The organism is Pseudonocardia sp. WMMC193, from assembly GCF_021728735.1.
Lineage (GTDB): Bacteria > Actinomycetota > Actinomycetes > Mycobacteriales > Pseudonocardiaceae > Pseudonocardia > Pseudonocardia oroxyli.
The window spans coordinates 5,393,600-5,410,877 of record NZ_JAKKDO010000003.1 but is presented as its reverse complement, the minus strand read 5'-3'; the positions used below and the strand labels follow the sequence as shown (position 1 = coordinate 5,410,877).

The window sequence follows — 17,278 nt, the reverse complement described above, 5'->3', positions numbered from 1 at the left end:
CGAGCCGGCGGGGGAACCTCACCTCCTACATGAGCCTGGCGGGCCGGCTCAAGGTCCTGGCGTCCGACCAGGACCCGGCGGTCAGCGAGGCGCTGACCGCGGCCGAGTACGAGCAAGTCAGCGTGCTCCTGTCGAAGTACTTCAACCTGGTCCTCACCGACTGCGGCACTGGCATCTCGCACGCCACAATGGAGCCCACCCTGCAGAGGGCGAACACCGTGGTCGTCGTCGGAAGCCCGACCATCGACGGCGCGAGCCGCGCCGGGCACACGCTCGACTGGTTGGAAAGCCACGGCTACGAGGCTGGTGCCCGCGACGCGATCATCGTCCTCAACTGCAAGGACAGCTCCAGCGACGTCGACGCCGACCGGATCGCCCAGCACTTCCGCACGCGGGTCCGTGCCGTCGTCAGCCTGCCCAAGGATCCACACCTCTCCGCAGGCGGCCGGATCGAGCTTGATCGCCTGCGTAGCCGCACAAAGGACGCGCTCGCCGAGATCGCCGCTCACATCGCCGACCAATTCCCGGACCGCCACGCGGGCTAGGGACGAGCAGGAGAGCCACAGGGAAGCGATGTCGTCGCTGCTTCGCGAGGCGCGGCTCTCACGCGGGTGGAGCTCTGCGAGGCTTCGACACGAGCTCACCCGGGCAGCGACCCGCCGAGGAATTCCCGTCGCCAGCAACTCGAGCCTTCGCGTGCTGATCTCCCGCTGGGAGAACGGCCACTCGGAACCCGACGACATCAACCGTTCGTTGCTACAGGAGGTCTACGGGCTCGACGCAAACGCGCTGGGCATAGCCGGAGACGAGGCCGAGTTCGGCTACAACGTCTCACGCCTCCTCGCGAACGTCGTGCGTCGCGAGCTCGTGCCCGCGCCCGTCATCAGCTACTTCGGGGACCAGCTGCGGGCGTTGTCCCAGCTCGACAACGCCACCGGCCCACACTTCGTTGTCGCCACCGCGACTGCGCAGCTCCATCAAGTCGAGCAGCTTGCCGCAGCGGGGCCACCCGAGCTGGCTGCACTCACGGCAAGGTTCGCCGAGTTCACGGGGTGGCTCCACCAAGACCTCGGGCACAGCAAGGAAGCCGGTCTACTCACAGCCCGCGCGGTGGACTTCGCCTACGCATCGGGTGATCAGGAGTTGGTTACGTACAACCTGATGCGCAGAGCCAACATCCTCACCGGGACCGGAGATCACCATCTCGCAGCATCGATAGCCAGCCGGGCACTACGCCAAGCCCAGGACCTGGCACCACATCTCGAGGCGATCTGCCTACGCCAACAGGCCCTCACCGCCGCACATCTGGAGGACGAGTCGACGTCGTTAGCCGCTATCGGACAAGCGATCAGCCTCGCTGCGGCCGGGACAGAGACCGACCTGGGCGGCCCGGCCGCGTACTGCACGACCCCCTACGTCCAGATGGAAGCCGCCCGCTGCCTCTTGTTGCTCGGTCGATCCGCCGAAGCCGAGCAAGCATGCAGTCTCGCCCTACAGGATTGGCCGACCGGGCTGGAACGGGATCGGTCCCTCTGCCTCGCCCGCAGGAGCGCCGCACTCGTTGAACTCGATGAGCTGCAAGAGGCGTGCGCCGCCGCTCTCACCGCACTGGAGAGCGTACGGTCGGCGCCGTCGGGCAGGTCCCTGCAGGTGGTACGGCAGATCGTGCCCCGGCTGCGTCCACTTGGCCGGCATCCGATCGTGCAGGAATTGACCGACGCCCTGGCCGAGGTCGCACAGCGAGGGAGCAGACCGGGTGTTCATCACCACCGCCACCAGCCGAGATGAAGCCGAACGCGGGGCCAGAGTCGCTCTCCTCCCGGTAGGGAGCTTCGAACAGCACGGCGGACACCTGCCGCTAAGCACAGACACCCTCATCGCGGCCGCGATCGCGCGGCGCATCGCTGCGGAATACAACCTGTTCCTCTTGCCGCCGGTGACGATGAGCTGCTCTCACGAGCACGCAGCCTTCGCGGGCACCGTGAGCATCTCATCGACGACCCTTGGGGCGATCGTCCGCGACGTCGCCGACTCCCTCGCTGCCTCGGGCGTACACCATCTCGCGATCATCAACGGCCACGGCGGGAACTACGTCCTCTCAAACATCGTCCAGGAGGCCAACGTCGGCCGCCGCTCGATGCTGCTCTTTCCTCGCAGCGAAGACTGGCGAGACGCTCGGGAAGCTGCTGGAGTCGTCACCAGCAACCACGACGACATGCACGGCGGCGAGGCGGAAACCTCGATCCTCCTCGCCGAGGCCGCGGAGCTAGTCAAGGAAAATTACCTCGAAGCTGATCATGAATCTGGCGATCGCAGGCTTCTCTTGTCGCTCGGCATGTCCGGCTACACCAAGACTGGGATTATCGGACGGCCGTCGCTAGCGAGCGCTCAAAAGGGTCGCGCTCTGGTCGATACCTTCAGCAGGCTCTTCCAGGGCTCATACGACCTCTTGACGACCTAACTGGCAATACCGAGCTAACCACTCGCGGCCCTAACCCAGATCTTTCGTCCCGTGGCCTTGGCTTGATCAACACCGGTGCTGGTCGGTGTGATGTGGTGGATTCTGCCCTCGGGGTATGACAGTTCGGCCGAGGTCGCTCGGGTGGGCGCCGGTTCCACTGGTCCGGTCGGGTTCTCGGTCGTAGTGTCGGTGAGGGAGTGCTCAGCCGGGGACGGCGAGCGTGTGCAGCGCGGTGAGGCCGTCGCGGAGCAGCCCGGCCCAGGGTGCGTGCGCGGGCAGGTGGAGCACGGTCCGGCGGGCGTGGCGGGCTCGCTGGGCGGGGATGGAGAACAGCCGTAGGCGCAGGCGTTTCGGTTCCCAGCGCCGCGCGGGGTGGTCGGTGTAGGCGAGCATCTGCGCCCAGGCGGTGATCTCGCAGGCGAGCGCGACCACGGCTTGCCAGATGCGGTTCTGGTCCAACTCGTGCAGCGGCAGGTTGGTCAGCCCGGTGTCCTTCGCCGCGCGGATGCGGTCCTCGACGCGGGCGCGGCGACGGTGCCGTAGTTCGAGGTCGGCGAGCTGGCGACCCGGGCCGCCGGGTCGGGTGTTGGTGGCGAAAGCGGTGTAGCGCAACCCGTCCTGGTCGGTGATCCGCAGCTGGGCGCCCGGGTGCGGCCGCTCCCGGCGGACGATCACCCGCATGCCGTCGGGCCAGGACGCCAGGTTCATCAGCCCGGTGGCCTCGATGACCCAGGCGCCGGGGCGGGGCTCGCGGTCGGCGTCCAGCGCGGTCTGCCAGTCGTCGGCGGGGAGCGCGGCGAGCTGGTCGACCAGGGCCTGGGTCAGTCCGAACCCGACCGAGTAGGACAACCGCTGCCCGTGCAGCCAGTCCAGCAGCTCGTGCGAGGCGCCGGCGCCGTCCACGCGGATGAGGACCTTGCGACCGGGCCGGTTGCCGGGCCTGTGATCGGGGAGCTGGCGCAGCGCGGACCGGATGACGGTGATGTGGTCGGCGGCGGTGTTCGATCCGGCGTTGCCCGGGCGCAGCAGCGCGGCCAGCGGCTCACCGGTGCCCGCGGCGCCATGATCGGCGAAGGCCCACAACGGGTGGTGACCGAAGCCCTTCTTGAACGTCGGCGCGGCGCCCTGCTTGTCGGAGTGGGCGGTCACCAGGGTGGCGTCCACGTCGATGACCAGCGGATTCGCCATGTCGGTGTCGTGATCGGGAGCCGCGTCCCCGGCCAGTGCCCAGGCCTGGGCCCGTGCTGCAGCGCGAGCGGTGTCGATCGCCGCCGACACCGCGGCAGCGTCGGCGGCGAGGCGGTCGATGGTGCGTGACACCGTCGGATCCGAGGCCACCGACCCGAACAGGGCGGGCTCGGCGCGCAGCAACGCGATGTCGGACAGGCAGTCCCCGCCCACGGCCAGCGTCAGCGCGAGGTCGAGCAGGACCTTCGCCGGGTCGTGGACCGCCAACCGCGGCCGCCACGGCCCCAACGCCCCCGACAGTCCTCGGTCGAGTCCGACCTTGGCGATGGTCTCGGTGAGCAGCCTCGTCCCGGCATGAGACACCACCGTCGTCGCGGCCGTGTCGAGGTCCGGGCACGGGTAGAACCCGATAGTCTTCTTCACCTGGAGGGTGCTCCTGCTCTTGGGCCGATGGAGACTTCAGCAATCCCCATTCTCCCTGCTCAGAGGCACCCTCCAGCCTTCTGACACGCCACATCCGGCGAACCACGATGAAAGCCCCGGGCTAACGGCTGCGAGGGTTCACGTCTGACGCTGGGCCTGGGCCACGAACCGGGTGTTGATCAAGGCGAACCGGTGTCCAACAACGCTACGTGTGTACGTTGACCTGGGCCGCCGAGTCCGACCAGCGACCGACGAAGTAGGCGTGCATCCAAAATGCCCTTGATACTTCGCTCTGGCTCGTCGCCTGGCGAGGCTCGATCGTCACTCGGCCTTCTAGGATGGTTCGACACGGTAAACCTTGCCGACGACACGAACGCTTACACATCGACATGACGTCCCGGTGTCACCGACCCCTCTGGCGATAGCGTCGTTGAAGACCGGCGATATCGTCCCAGCGAGCCGGGAGTACAGGCGGAGACGCTTTCATCCCCCGGAAACAGAATGAAGCGCCCCGCCTGACGGATCAGGAAATTCCTACAATGCCCCTTCTAGGCAACGGAGACCGACGGACAAATGACTTGGCGAGAAAGACTGCGGCTACCTCCTTCTAAAACGCGAGACCATCTCGCCACGTTCTCGTCCGGAGCAATCTCATACAGCTTCACTTTCGATGTCGGCACCCGGGTCAGTCATGTCGAATTGGCAAGCCGCCTTCTTGAGGCGGATATCGCAGAAGCTGGTCGCACATCGATGTCGAACGACATCCCTCTTGGTCGACGATTCCGCCGACTGACGGCGCTCAAGCGTCATGCAATGGGCCTGCGATACATTTACGACCTGACGTTGGGACGCCAACCCGACTCAGAAGTGCCTGCGCCTTCGCGCTGGATCGCATTCTTCAGGGTGATGTGGATGGTACTTCTCGATCGGATCCCCAGGCGACACAAGAAGGAAGCTGCCGAGCAGGCGCCATCCACTTCTAGCGCGGAGAAGTTAGATGAGGCCACACAGTTGCTAGACAGTCAGGTGACGAACCTTCGCGCTCTACTCCTTGCAAGGGCTGCCGTCGATGCAGATATCTACCGGGCAAGCTACCTGTCGGATGCGCCTTTCGTGCGGCTGTCACTCCCCGCTCTACGCCTAGCCGGGTTTGAGAGACCACTCGTCGCATCGGAGCCTGACGAGCCAGTTGAAGTCGAGCTCCTTCTCCATCAATCTGGAGTGGCGATTCTTACCTTCCATCTCATCTATCCGCATGGCTTGAACTCCGATGAGCTTAGCCTGATAAGCAGATCCAGTCGAGTCAAATTCTCCACCTGCGGAGTTCCTGTAAGGATTGTCGGGGCATTCTGCAAAGGACAGTCCGAATCGTTCGCCAAATTCGCCAGCAACGTCCGGTCCGAGGATGGCGAGCCCGACCGAGTTTATACTGAACTTGCTACCGCGATTGCACTTGACGACATATTTGAAATATATCAAGGAGCAATCTTTCTGCACTCGGCAGAACCACGTCACCATGTGTGGTTTTGTCATCCGACGATCTTCGTCGAGGGTCTCCTCTGCTGCAATAACTCGAAGACCTGGCTGACTACTCACGCTGGCGAGAAAACCGCCATCCTGAGCGGCGCACCAGTCCCACAAATGAAGTCTTTCCGGGAGGACAATCTATCCTTTCGCGACTTCGGCCTCACCTTCGATTCCTCGTTCTTCGTAACCGGAGGTCTCGCCGTGGATATCGCGTGGGATTTCGGCCAGTCGCACCCGCCTGAAGCAACAGCGATGTTCTTGCGGCTAGCAGTGATAGAGAATGCACTGATTCAATACTGGCAAATCACCATCCTGGAAGCGTCAATAGATTCCGTTCGAGCCAGCCGCGGGGCGCTTGCGAAAGCGAAGGCCGAGTTGTCATTCGGCATGACAGAGATCGACAAACCTCAACTATCGTACGGAACGGCAAATGAGATCGCCCAACATGCTTTCGACGCCATGGGCGGGCCTGCAATTCATAAGTCTGCCATCAGTAAGTTGAGCGCTTTAGACGATCTACTCTCTGCAGAACGGACCTATTCAACCAATCGGAGATCTGCACGACTTGCCACTGGGGCCATCCTGGGCGCTGTGCTTCTTGGCCTGCCCGCGCTAAGGCAATCGCTTGACATCCTGCGATCCGTACCGGCTTTGAGATCCGCCGGAAGCACCGTCCTCAGCCTCTTCCCAGCGGCATCACTCGACTCTCTTGCCACGATCCTCTACCTGTGCTTTCTCGTTCTAACCTTCCTAATCGCGATAAGCGGGCGAGTCAAAGGTAGGGGATTAAGGCGAATCGCACTCTCACCACTCCGTGGCGAGCATTGGGAACGTCCGGGCTCAATCGAGTCCATCGACCTGGTCGAGAATCGTCCGCATAGCCGAGGAGACGAGGCGCCTGAGCCTCAAACACAGAAGCGAGATTCCGACTAGCTGCGGCGAGTCAGTACTTAGCTCATCAGGTTAACGACTACAAGGATGCCCAAGTAGTGCTATATCTCGCGCCACTGACCGACGAGCCCGGGATCCGAAGTATCGCTAACCTCACGGCCAGACTCTCAGAACCTCTGATTGCCCTCGTTCGCGATTCACGCAAGGTGGGCGAAAGGCTTTTTGGGCGATCCTCAGTTGAGATGCCAGGGAGGCAGGACCTATTCGTCCAAAGTGCTGTTTCGTCGATACCAATCAGCGATCCCTAGAAGTAGGTCAGCTCGAATCGAGAGTCAGGCTAGATTCTCGACCAGCACGTCTTTGAGTAGTGGGCGTGCATGAGCCCGTAACTCGATAAGTGGACGCTCTACGTGGGGCCACCCGTGGTGCAGACAACAACACGCACCATGCAGAGCATCCGGTCAGGTCCAAAGTTCTTGCAGCTCAGAGCACCATCGCCACACATTGAGCAGCGTCTCGGCGTCCTCCTAAAGCGGACGCCGCTGGCTCGAAGACTACTTGGCCTGATCGAACACGACAGACCTATGACAAGCGGAAGATCGCTATGGATTCCTGTGAGCCAGGGCGGCGTAGATGAAGCTCATAGTCTTCGATCCATGCGTTCTCGGGCTCGTCGGCAAGATCCGGCCGCTCGGCGCGGACGATGCCGACGAGGTGCGAGCGAAAAGTGTCCGGGTCTTCGATGTCGCCACGGACAGTCCGTGCAGGGAACTGAATACCGCCGGGGCCGCTCACCTGTACTGACCAGTACGGCAACGGCTTGTCAGCCTGAACACGTCTCTTGTCGGGAACGGCTTCGGCGGTCTTAGAGCTAGCCAGCTGGGCAATCCGTGGCCGCCCCGTGCCATCGGTGAAGATCAGACCCCATTCTCGCGCGAGCGCGACGGCACGCCGTGCGGTCGCCACGGACACTCCGTGCCCCGCAGCGAGAGTCTCTGCCTCCGGTGCCGGATCTCCCGCAGCAAGTTCGCCGCCCTCAACCTGCCGGGCGAGTTCTGCCGCGACCCTCTCGTACGGATGCTGGGGGTCGTTGCGCATCCATGCCCGCGCGTCGGCCAGCTCGGATCGGGCGGGCATGCGCGACGACCAGCCAGCAGCCGCACGTTGATCGGCCTCTGACACCCACGCCGTGTAGGTCCGCAGCGTCGTCGTGCCACCGCCCCCATGACCTAACCGGCCCGCCACCGTCCGAATGTCGACGCCGGCCAGGATCAGCTCCGTCGCGGAGTAATGCCGGAGCTTGTGGATAGTCGTGTGGATATTCAATCGACGGACGAGTCGGTCATAACGCTGCCCCACGGAGTCCGGGATGGGGAAGGTCGAACCATCCGGCTCCGTAGAGAAGACGAAGCCATCGGGACGGAGGCGCATCCCGAGGGTTCTCGCTCTCTCCTCACAACGAGCCCGATGCTCGATGAGCGCCGCGGCCGTCTCCGAGTCGAGTGCGATGCGCCGCTGCTGATGGGTCTTGAGCTCAGCCTCCTCCCAGCCGCCCTTGCCGTCCTTCCGGATGCCGTACTTGAGCCAGATCGACTCGCGTCCGCTCTCAACACTGACGGTCGACCAGCGCATCGCGCACATCTCGCCTCGCCGAGCCCCGGTGGTCATCTTGGTCCAGACGAAGGTCCCCCAGTCCGAATCTCGATAAGCCGCGGTCACGATCCGAGCGGCGTCCTTCGGGTTGGGCGGGTCGGGGTTCTCGGACGAGGCTGCAGGTGGTTCACCCTGAGAGATCGGCGAGAAGGTCACCCACCTCCACCGCACCGCCTTGCGGTAGGCGCCGGACAGGATGAAGTGGATATGCCGGACCGTGGAGCGAGCAAGCGGCCGGCACTTGTGCTCACGGCACCGCTCGTCACACTCGTGGGACTTCTGCGTCCGGTGGTCGACGAGTCCGCGTGCCCGGTCGCAATGGACACGACATCGCCGGAGCTCGCTGTAGAACGAGTCGAGCAGCTCCGGGTCCAGGGCCCGAACCTTCGTCGAGCCGAGTAGAGGCGAGAGGTGGTTCTTCACGTAGCCGCGGTACAGCGTGAGCGTGTTCGGCGAGCCGTCGAGCTGGTCAAGGTACTTCTCTAGCAGCTGATCAATCGTCGCGCCGGTGCGTGGGTTACGTCGTTCCGCCACCTCGGCCACGAGGCGAGCCCGCGTGGCCTCAGCCTCGACAGCAGCCTTCGGCCCGGCTGGGACCGTCTCCTTCAGGTAGTGCCGACGGCCGGATACAGGATCGATCCCGGCGTAGACGCTGACGCGCAGCGCGCCGCTGGGCAAAGGCTCGATGTTGCCCTTGGGTCGCTTCTTCCCTGCGCGGACGGGGCCTGCCACCAGGCAAACCTACCGCACTCGCACCACGTTTGATCCCACGAGCACAGACTCAGCGATCACAGGTCGCGCAAAGCGCCTGGTCAGGCACTGAGCCGGAGGTCGGGATCGAACCGACGACCTACCGCTTACAAGGCGGTTGCTCTACCACTGAGCTACACCGGCGTGCCCCGCCGCTCGACCGGGCGGCCCCGAGTGTAGAGCCCGCGGGTCGGATGGCAGCCTGGCGGCGTGGTCGACGAGCTCAATCCCGCGGAGCGACTGGCGAACCGGCTGCGTGCGACCCTGCGGCGGGACGCGAAGCGGCTGCTCTCCCCCGGGCCCCCGACGCTGCCCATGCTCATGGTGGGCCCGCAGGTGCCGGACGACGCACGGGTCCAGGAGGTCCTCGACCTCTGCATGCGCGTGGGCGAGGTGCAGCTGTCGAGCGGGGAGAGCGTCGCGGTCGTCACCGACCTCATGCTGCGGCTCGCGGAGGCGTGCGGTCTGCCCGCCGTGGACGTGGACATCACGTTCACCTCGATCACGATCTGCTGTCACCGCGGCAACGCCGCCAGCCCGGTCACGTCCATGCGGCTGGTCCGGTACCGGACGCTGGACCTCACCCGCCTGGCCAAGGTCGACGGCGTCGTGGAGGACCTGGAGTCCGGCACGCTCGACGTGCGGGCGGCGGCCGTGGCCGTCGACGAGGCGATCGAGACCCCGCACCCCTACCCGCGCTGGGCAGCGACGGCGGGGTGGGGGCTGCTCGCGGGCGCGATCGCCTTCCTGCTCGGCGGCGGGCCGGTCACCGCGCTGACCGCCTTCCTCGTCACCGGCGCGATCGACCGGGTCGGCCGGGTGCTGAGCCGGTGGGGGCTGCCCGCCTTCTTCCAGCAGCTCATGGGCGGGCTGCTCGCCACCACGGCGACCGTCGGGCTGTTCGCCGCGGGGCTGTTCCCGCCGGGCACCCGACCGTCGTTGGTCGTCGCGGCGAGCATCACCGTGCTGCTGTCCGGGCTGTCCGTGGTCGGCACCGTGCAGGACGCGATCTCCGGCTACTACGTCACGGCGGCAGGCCGGGTCGCCGAGGTCGCGCTGCTGTCCGCGGGGCTGCTCACCGGCGTCGTGCTGGGGCTGAAGTTCGGGTTCGCGGTCGGGGTGGCGCTGGACGTCGCGGGGTCGGTGTCGGTGTCCGTCGGGCGGTTCAGCCTCGCGATCGTGCTCGGCGCCGTGGCCGCGGCCGGGTACGCGCTCGCCGGGTACGCGCCGCTGCGCAGCCTGGCCGTCGCCGCCGGGTCCGGCGCGATCAGCTGGGGTGTCTTCAGCTCCCTGACCCAGCTCGGGAACGTCGGGGCGGTCACGGCCACGGGTGTCGCGGCGGTCTGTGTGGGTGCGCTGGCGGGGCTGCTGCGCCGCACGGCGCAGGTGCCCAGCCTGGTCGTCACGCTCGCCGGCATCACCCCGCTGCTGCCCGGCTACTCGGCCTACCGCGGCTTCTACCAACTGGCCGTCGAGGGGCTGTCCGAGGGCCTGGTCACCGTCACGATCGCGCTGGCGACGGGGCTCGCGCTCGCGGCGGGGGTCACGTTCGGGGAGTTCCTGTTCCGGCCGCGCCGCCGAGCGGTCGACGTCACTGCGGACGATTCAGATCCCGCGAACCCCGCCGGCGGTCAGTAGGGTCCGGGTGCAGAACGGCAGCGTGACCGGCAGGGAGGACCCGATGGCCCGTACGAAGTTTCCCCCGCCCGATTTCGTCGTCGTCGCGAACCGGCTGCCGGTGGACCTGGAGAAGCTCCCCGACGGGGGTCGGCGCTGGAAGCGCAGCCCCGGTGGCCTGGTCACCGCCCTCGAGCCGATGCTGCGCGCCCGGGAGGGCGCGTGGGTGGGCTGGCCCGGCGTGCCGGACGTCGAGGTGGAGCCGCTGGTCGAGGACGGCCTGCAGCTGCACCCGGTGAACCTGACCGCGCAGGAGGTCGAGGACTACTACGAGGGCTTCTCCAACGGCACCCTCTGGCCGCTCTACCACGACGTGGTGGCCCCGCCCGCCTTCCACCGGCACTGGTGGCAGGCCTACGTCACGGTCAACGAGCGCTTCGCCGAGTACACCGCGAAGGTGGCGGCCAAGGGCGCCACGGTGTGGATCCAGGACTACCAGCTGCAGCTGATGCCCGGGATGCTGCGCGAGCTCCGCCCGGACCTCAAGATCGGCTTCTTCCTGCACATCCCGATGCCGCCGGTCGAGCTGTTCATGCAGCTCCCGTGGCGCACCCGGATCGTGGAGGGGCTGCTCGGCGCGGACGTCATCGGGTTCCACACCGCGGGCGGGGTCCGCAACTTCCGCTGGCTGGCGACCCGGCTGGCCGGCGCCGGGACGGTCCGCAACAAGACCAACGAGGTGACCGTGGGCCGCCGCACGATCACGCTCGGGGCCTTCCCCATCTCGATCGACTCGAAGCACCTCGACGAGCTCTCCCAGACCGACGCCGTGCAGAAGCGCGCCGCGCAGATCCGCGAGGACCTCGGGAACCCGTCGAAGGTCATCCTCGGCGTGGACCGGCTGGACTACACCAAGGGCATCGACGTGCGGCTGCGCGCCTTCCACGAGCTGCTGGAGGAGGACCGGGTCCAGGTCGAGGACACGGTGATGATCCAGCTCGCCACCCCCAGCCGGGAGCGGGTGGAGCACTACCAGAAGATGCGGGACGAGATCGAGCTCGCCGTCGGCCGGATGAACGGCGAGTACGCCAACATCGGCCATCCCGCCGTGCACTACCTGCACCAGTCGCTGCCGCGGGAGGAGCTGGCCGCCTTCTTCGTCGCCGCGGACGTCATGCTCGTGACGCCGCTGCGGGACGGCATGAACCTCGTCGCGAAGGAGTACGTCGCCTGCCGCCACGACCTGGGCGGGGTGCTCGTGCTCAGCGAGTTCGCGGGCGCCGCGGTGGAGCTGACCAGCGCGCTGCTGGTCAACCCGCACGACACCGACGGGGTCAAGGAGACGCTCTACCAGGCGTTGACCATGGAACCCCAGGAGGGCCGCAAGCGGATGCGCACGCTGCGCAAACAGGTCATGAGCCACGACGTCGACCGGTGGGCCCGGTCGTTCCTGTCCGCGCTGGGGCTGGACACGTGATCGATCTCGACGGCCTGGACGGCCCGCTCCTCGTCGCCCTGGACTTCGACGGGGTGCTCTCCCCCATCGTGCCCGTCCCGTCCGACGCGCGGCCGCTGCCCGAGTCCGCCGCGGCCGTCCGCGCGCTGGCCGAGGCCCCGGATACGCACGTCGTGCTGGTGTCCGGGCGCGGGCTCGCCGACCTGGCGGCGGTCTCGGGTTTCGGGCCGCCGGTCCTCATGGTCGGCAGCCACGGCGGCGAGTTCGGCCCCGGCCTGCTCGACGGCGACACCCCGCTGCTGACCGAGGAGCAGCAGGCGCTCAAGGAGAAGCTCACCCTGGCGCTCACCGACCTCGTCGAGGGCGCGGCCGGGGTCACCCTCGAACACAAGCCCGCGGGCCTCGCCGTCCACGTCCGCAACGCCGCACCCGAGGTGGGCGAGCAGGTGCTGGGCGCGGTCCGCCGCGGGCCGGTGACCTGGGACGGCGTGGACGCGATCGAGGGCAAGTCGGTGATCGACCTCGCCGTGCTGCAGGTCAGCAAGGGCACGGCGGTGGACGCGCTGCGCGAGCGGTTCGGCGCGCGGGTGTTCTTCGCGGGGGACGACACCACCGACGAGACGGTGTTCACCCGGCTGCGGCCCGGGGACGTCGGCGTCAAGGTGGGTGAGGGCGACACCGCGGCCGCCCACCGGGTCGCCGACCCCGCCGAGCTGTCGACCGTGCTGGCCGAGCTCACCAGCCGGAGAAGAACTCCTCGCGCTTCTTAGCGGGCCCGCTGGTGGCGCCCACGACCAGCTCGGTCGGCAGCACGACGTACTTGGGGGTGTTCCGGTCGCCGCGTTCGAGCAGCAGCTCGCCCGCGACCTGCCCCTTGCGCCGCACCGGCTGGCGCACGGTGGTGAGCCCGAGGCGGTCCGCCTCCGGCACGCCGTCGAACCCCGTCACCGTGAGCCTGCCCGGCACGTCGATCCCCTGCTCGGCGGCCCACTGCAGGGCCCCGATGGCGATGACGTCCGAGGTGCAGACCAGGGCGGTGACGTCCGGGTGCGCCGCGAGCAGCTCGGCCGCGGCGGAGGCGCCCGCCTCCGGGCTGTGCTCGAACCGCTCGACGACGGGGACGCTCGCCCAGTCCACGCCCACCTCGACCAGGGCGTCCCGGATCCCGCTGATCCGCTCCCGCTGCACGGGGTAGGACGTCTCCTGCTGCCGCGCGAGCGAGGCGGGGCCGTCCTGGCGCTGCGGGCCGAGCCGCATGCAGAGCACCCCGATCCGGCGGTGCCCGAGGCCGGTCAGGTGACGGCCGAGGGCCCGCATGCCGTCCCGGTCGTCGACGCTCACCCGGTCGACGCCCTCCACACCGATCGGCTGGTCGCAGATCACCGTGGGGACCGGCCGCTCCAGCACGGCCCGGAAGTGCGGGTCGTCCTCGCTGACCGAGTACACGACGAACCCGTCCACGCCCGCCTGGTGGACCGCGGCGACGTCCGCGTGCTCGGGGCTCACCGGGACCAGCAGCAGCCCCTGTCCGGCCTGCTCACAGGCCAGCGCGAGGCCCTCCAGGAAGCCGGTGGCCACCGGGTCCCGGAACGCGTAGGACAGCGCCTCGGTGAGCAGCAGGCCGACGGCGCCGGCGCGGCGGGTGCGCAGCGAGCGCGCGACCGGGTCGGGGCCGGGGTAGCCGAGCCTGCGTGCCGCCTCGAGGACCTTCTCCCGCAGGGGTGCGGAGAGCTGGTCCGGGCGGTTGTAGGCGTTCGACACCGTGGTGCGGGACACGCCCAGCTCCGCGGCGAGCGACGCCAGCGTCGCGGGCCGTCTGACGTGGGGGGGACCGCTCACACCCCGAAAGGTAGCCGTCCGTGGTGGGCAGTCGGTACCCCACCCGCTAGAGTGAACTGACAACGGTTTTCAATAAAACCATGCGCACAGGTTGATACGGAGCACGATGAGAACGCGAGTCCCCACCACCCTGCTGGCCGTCACGGCCCTGTTCGGCCTCGCGGCCTGCGGCTCGTCCACCGACACCGCGGCCCCCGCCGAGGCGGCCAAGCCGGTCGTCGTGGCGTCCACCGACGTCTACGGCAGCATCGCGACGGCGGTCGGCGGCGACCTCGTCGAGGTGCGGTCGATCATCGACTCGCCCTCGGCCGACCCGCACGAGTACGAGGCCACCCCGGCGGACGCGGCGGCCGTGGCACGCGCCGCGATCGTCGTCAAGAACGGCGGGGGGTACGACTCCTTCGCCGACCGGCTCGTCGAGTCCGCGGGCACGAACCCGACGGTGATCGACGCCGTCACGCTGTCCGGGCTGGAGGGCGCCGAGGAGGAGACGCACGCCGGGGAGTCCCCCGCGGAGCACGCGGAACACGCACACGGCGAGTTCAACGAGCACGTCTGGTACGACCTGGGCACGGTCCGCACGGTGGCGAACCAACTGGCCACCGACCTGGGCGCGAAGGACGCGGCCCACGCCGCGACCTACACCGCCAACGCCCAGGCCTTCGGCGCGGACCTCGACGCCCTCCAGCGACGCGTCGACGCCATCAAGGCGACCCACGACGGCCAGGCGATCGCCGTGACCGAGCCCGTGCCGCTCTACCTGACCGACGCCGCGGGCCTGCGGAACATCACCCCGGAGGCCTTCTCCGAGGCCGTCGAGGAGGGCAACGACCCCGCGGCCGCGGTGCTCGCCGAGACCCTGCAGATCGTGCCGACGGCGAAGGTCGTGGTGTCGAACAGCCAGACGGAGAGCGCGTCGACCCAGGAGGTCGAGCGGGCGGCGACCGCCGCGAACGTGCCGGTCGTGCCCTTCAGCGAGACCCTGCCGGACGGCGTCGACTCCTACGTCGCCTGGCAGACCGGCCAGCTGGACGAGCTGACCGGAGCCCTGAACCGCGCGGCGTGAACGGCGGCGTGAACAATGCGGCCATGACTCCTGCCGTGTCCCTGCGCGGCGCCTCGGTCCGCTTCGGGACCCGGCAGCTCTGGGACGGGCTGGACCTCGACGTCCGGCCCGGTGAGTTCCTGGCGGTGCTGGGTCCGAACGGATCGGGCAAGACCACCCTGCTGCGCGTGCTGCTCGGCCTCCAGCCCCTCCTCGCGGGCGAGGTGCTGGTGGGCGGGGCGCCCGCGCGGCGGGGCGGCGGGGGCATCGGGTACGTGCCGCAGCAGAAGGCGCTCCCGGAGGACCTGCCGCTGCGCGCGGCGGACCTCGTGGGCCTCGGACTCGACGGCCACCGCTGGGGCCTGGGCCTGGGCGGGCGCCGGGCCCGCCGGGAGCGGGTCGCGGCCGCGCTGGAGTCGGTCGGCGCCACCCGGTACGCGAACGAGCCCGTCGGACGGCTCTCGGGCGGCGAGCAGCAGCGGCTGCGGGTCGCCCAGGCGCTGGTCGGCGACCCGTCCGTGCTGCTCTGCGACGAGCCGCTGCTCTCCCTGGACCTCGCCAACCAGCGCGTCGTCAGCGCGCTGATCGACGCGCGGCGGCGCACCGCGGACACGGCCGTGGTGTTCGTGACGCACGAGATCAACCCGGTCCTCCCGCTCGTCGACCGGATCCTCTACCTCGTGGGCGGCCGGTTCCGGATCGGCACCCCGGACGAGGTGATGACCTCGGCGACGCTCTCCGAGCTCTACGGCACCGACGTGGAGGTGCTGCGGGTGCGGAACCGGCTCGTCGTCGTGGGGGCCGAGGACCAGCACGCGCACCACGCGGAGGCGCAGCTCGCGGAGCCGACCATCGGCGGGGAGGCGGCGTGGACCGCCTGATCTCGTTCGACGGCGTCGGGGAGCTGCTCGGGCTGCCCTTCGTCCAGAACGCGTTCCTCGCCGCGGCCGTGCTCGGGCTGGTCGCGGGCGCGCTCGCGCCGCTGATCGTCGCCCGCGGGATGGGCTTCGCCGTGCACGGCACCGCCGAGCTCGCCTTCACCGGTGGTGCCGCCGCGCTGCTGGCCGGGATCTCGGTCAGTGTCGGGGCCGTGGTCGGCGCGGCGATCGCCGGGCTGGTGTTCGGTCTGCTGGGGCTGCGCCAGCGCGAGCGGGACTCCGTGATCGGCGTCGTGCTCGCCTTCGGGCTGGGGCTCGGCGTCCTGCTGCTCGCCCTCTACGACGGCCGGGCGGCGAACAAGTTCGGCCTGCTCACGGGCTCGATCGTGTCCGTGGACAGCGGCAACATCGCCGTTCTCGTCGGGGTGACGGTCGTGGTGCTCGCCGTGTTGGCGGTGATCTACCGGCCGCTGCTGTTCGCCAGCGCGGACCCGGACGTCGCGGTGGCCCGCGGCGTCCCGGTCCGGATGCTGTCCCCGCTGTTCGCCGTCCTCGTCGCCCTGACGACCGCCCTGGCCGTCCCGATCGTCGGCGCGATCCTGGTGCTGTCCGTGACGATCATCCCGGGCGCCGCGGCGGCCAGGGTCACCGCGAGCCCGGTCAGGGCCACGATCCTGGCGGTCGCGATCGCCGAGCTCTCGCTGCTCGGCGGCACCCTGCTGTCTTTGGCCCCGGGCCTGCCGATCAGCGGGTACGTGGCCACCCTGGCGTTCCTGAGCTACCTGGTCTGTCGGGTGATCGGGCGGCGGCGGGGCGCGGTGCGCGCGACCTAGCCGTGCGCGGCGATAGTCGCCATGGCGACTATCGCCGCTCACGACATGGTGAAGACCCCGGGCTCCTGCAGGGCCTTCTTCACCAGGGCGCTCCAGTCGTCGGCGAGGATCTCGATCTCGTCCCGCTCCACGCCGTCGAGCACGATCCGGGCCAGGTCGGCGGGCGCGAGCTTCGGGAACCCCTCGATCTTCTCGGCCATGTCCGTGTCGGCGACGCCGAGGTGGACGCCGGTCACCAGCGCCTGCGGGAGCTCGAGCCGCAGCGCGTTGGTCAGCCCCCACTGGGCCGACTTGGCCGCGGCGTAGGACGTCGCGCCGGGGGCCGCGAACCAGGACAGCGCGGACAGGACGTTGACGACCCCACGCAGCCCCGGGGCGAAGGCGCGGGTGACGTTCAGCGTGCCGAAGTAGTGGACCTCCATCTCGCGACGGATCTCCGCGAGGTCCCCGGTGAGCAGGCTCTGGCCGGTGGAGATCCCGGCGTTGTTCACCAGGAGGGTCACGTCCGGCGCCGCCTGCGCCGCCGCGGCGACCGACGCCGGGTCGGTGACGTCCAGCGGGAGGACCTCGACCCCGGCCAGGTCGACGGACTCCGGACGGCGGGCGGTCGCGTAGACCTTCTGCGCCCCGCGCTCGACGAGGGCCTGGGCGAAGGCGCGGCCGAGGCCGCGGTTGGCCCCCGTGACGAGGGCGACTGAGCTTGCGATCTCCATGCCG

Annotated in this window: 14 protein-coding genes and 1 tRNA gene; 10 read left to right on the top strand and 5 right to left on the bottom strand. The window is 68.5% G+C overall.

From position 1 onward, the window contains the following. The first annotated feature begins 29 nt into the window (after positions 1-29). From L3X23_RS27805 to L3X23_RS27795, 3 genes are all read left to right on the top strand, one after another. The gene (locus tag L3X23_RS27805) at positions 30-545 is read left to right on the top strand and encodes a hypothetical protein (protein WP_237195759.1); all 516 of its coding nucleotides are present in this window, start codon (positions 30-32) and stop codon (positions 543-545) included. A 151-nt stretch (positions 546-696) separates the two neighbouring features. Beyond that, the gene (locus L3X23_RS27800) at positions 697-1,788 is read left to right on the top strand and encodes a hypothetical protein (protein WP_237195757.1); all 1,092 of its coding nucleotides are present in this window, start codon (positions 697-699) and stop codon (positions 1,786-1,788) included. Beyond that, entirely contained in the window at positions 1,757-2,461 is a 705-nt protein-coding gene (locus L3X23_RS27795) for a creatininase family protein (protein ID WP_237195755.1), read from the top strand. Before L3X23_RS27800 ends, L3X23_RS27795 begins: the two co-directional genes overlap by 32 nt. 201 nt (positions 2,462-2,662) lie before the next feature. Here L3X23_RS27795 and L3X23_RS27790 read toward each other — a convergent pair whose 3' ends face one another. Beyond that, the gene (locus tag L3X23_RS27790) at positions 2,663-4,072 is read right to left on the bottom strand and encodes an IS1380 family transposase (RefSeq protein WP_237195269.1); all 1,410 of its coding nucleotides are present in this window, start codon (positions 4,070-4,072) and stop codon (positions 2,663-2,665) included. 573 nt (positions 4,073-4,645) lie between these two features. Here L3X23_RS27790 and L3X23_RS27785 point away from each other — a divergent pair. Continuing rightward, positions 4,646-6,532, top strand: a complete 1,887-nt coding sequence (locus tag L3X23_RS27785) for a hypothetical protein (RefSeq protein WP_237195753.1) — start codon at positions 4,646-4,648, stop codon at positions 6,530-6,532. A gap of 540 nt (positions 6,533-7,072) precedes the next feature. Here L3X23_RS27785 and L3X23_RS27780 read toward each other — a convergent pair. Together L3X23_RS27780 and L3X23_RS27775 are read right to left on the bottom strand one after the other, a co-directional pair. Next, complete coding sequence (locus L3X23_RS27780) at positions 7,073-8,875, bottom strand: tyrosine-type recombinase/integrase (RefSeq protein WP_237195752.1); 1,803 nt, start codon at positions 8,873-8,875, stop codon at positions 7,073-7,075. Positions 8,876-8,965: 90 nt separating this feature from the next. After that, a tRNA-Thr gene (locus L3X23_RS27775) sits at positions 8,966-9,037 on the bottom strand. Between the two features lie 66 nt (positions 9,038-9,103). On the opposite strand from L3X23_RS27775, the gene L3X23_RS27770 reads away from it, so the two are divergent. Genes L3X23_RS27770 through otsB form a run of 3 tightly spaced genes read left to right on the top strand, consistent with a single transcriptional unit; the run spans position 9,104 to position 12,736 of the window. Next, on the top strand, positions 9,104-10,531 hold the full coding sequence (locus tag L3X23_RS27770) for a threonine/serine exporter ThrE family protein (RefSeq protein WP_237195751.1): 1,428 nt from the start codon (positions 9,104-9,106) through the stop codon (positions 10,529-10,531). A gap of 43 nt (positions 10,532-10,574) precedes the next feature. Beyond that, positions 10,575-11,987, top strand: coding sequence for a trehalose-6-phosphate synthase (locus tag L3X23_RS27765; RefSeq protein ID WP_237195750.1), 1,413 nt, complete (start codon positions 10,575-10,577; stop codon positions 11,985-11,987). Then, positions 11,984-12,736, top strand: coding sequence for a trehalose-phosphatase (gene otsB / locus L3X23_RS27760; RefSeq protein ID WP_237195749.1), 753 nt, complete (start codon positions 11,984-11,986; stop codon positions 12,734-12,736). Before L3X23_RS27765 ends, otsB begins: the two co-directional genes overlap by 4 nt. Here otsB and L3X23_RS27755 read toward each other — a convergent pair. Further along, complete coding sequence (locus L3X23_RS27755) at positions 12,702-13,805, bottom strand: LacI family DNA-binding transcriptional regulator (protein WP_237195748.1); 1,104 nt, start codon at positions 13,803-13,805, stop codon at positions 12,702-12,704. The genes otsB and L3X23_RS27755 overlap by 35 nt on opposite strands. Positions 13,806-13,911: 106 nt before the next feature. Between L3X23_RS27755 and L3X23_RS27750 the strand changes: the two genes are divergently transcribed. Genes L3X23_RS27750 through L3X23_RS27740 form a run of 3 tightly spaced genes read left to right on the top strand, consistent with a single transcriptional unit; the run spans position 13,912 to position 16,561 of the window. Next, a complete protein-coding gene (locus L3X23_RS27750) occupies positions 13,912-14,871 on the top strand; it encodes a metal ABC transporter solute-binding protein, Zn/Mn family (protein ID WP_237195747.1) in 960 nt (319 codons plus the stop codon). A 23-nt stretch (positions 14,872-14,894) separates the two neighbouring features. Continuing rightward, entirely contained in the window at positions 14,895-15,731 is an 837-nt protein-coding gene (locus tag L3X23_RS27745; RefSeq protein WP_237195746.1) for a metal ABC transporter ATP-binding protein, read from the top strand. Further along, positions 15,719-16,561, top strand: a complete 843-nt coding sequence (locus tag L3X23_RS27740; protein ID WP_237195745.1) for a metal ABC transporter permease — start codon at positions 15,719-15,721, stop codon at positions 16,559-16,561. The genes L3X23_RS27745 and L3X23_RS27740 overlap by 13 nt, the downstream gene beginning before the upstream one ends. A 38-nt stretch (positions 16,562-16,599) precedes the next feature. Here L3X23_RS27740 and L3X23_RS27735 read toward each other — a convergent pair whose 3' ends face one another. Next, on the bottom strand, positions 16,600-17,274 hold the full coding sequence (locus L3X23_RS27735; protein WP_237195744.1) for an SDR family oxidoreductase: 675 nt from the start codon (positions 17,272-17,274) through the stop codon (positions 16,600-16,602). Positions 17,275-17,278 lie beyond the last annotated feature (4 nt).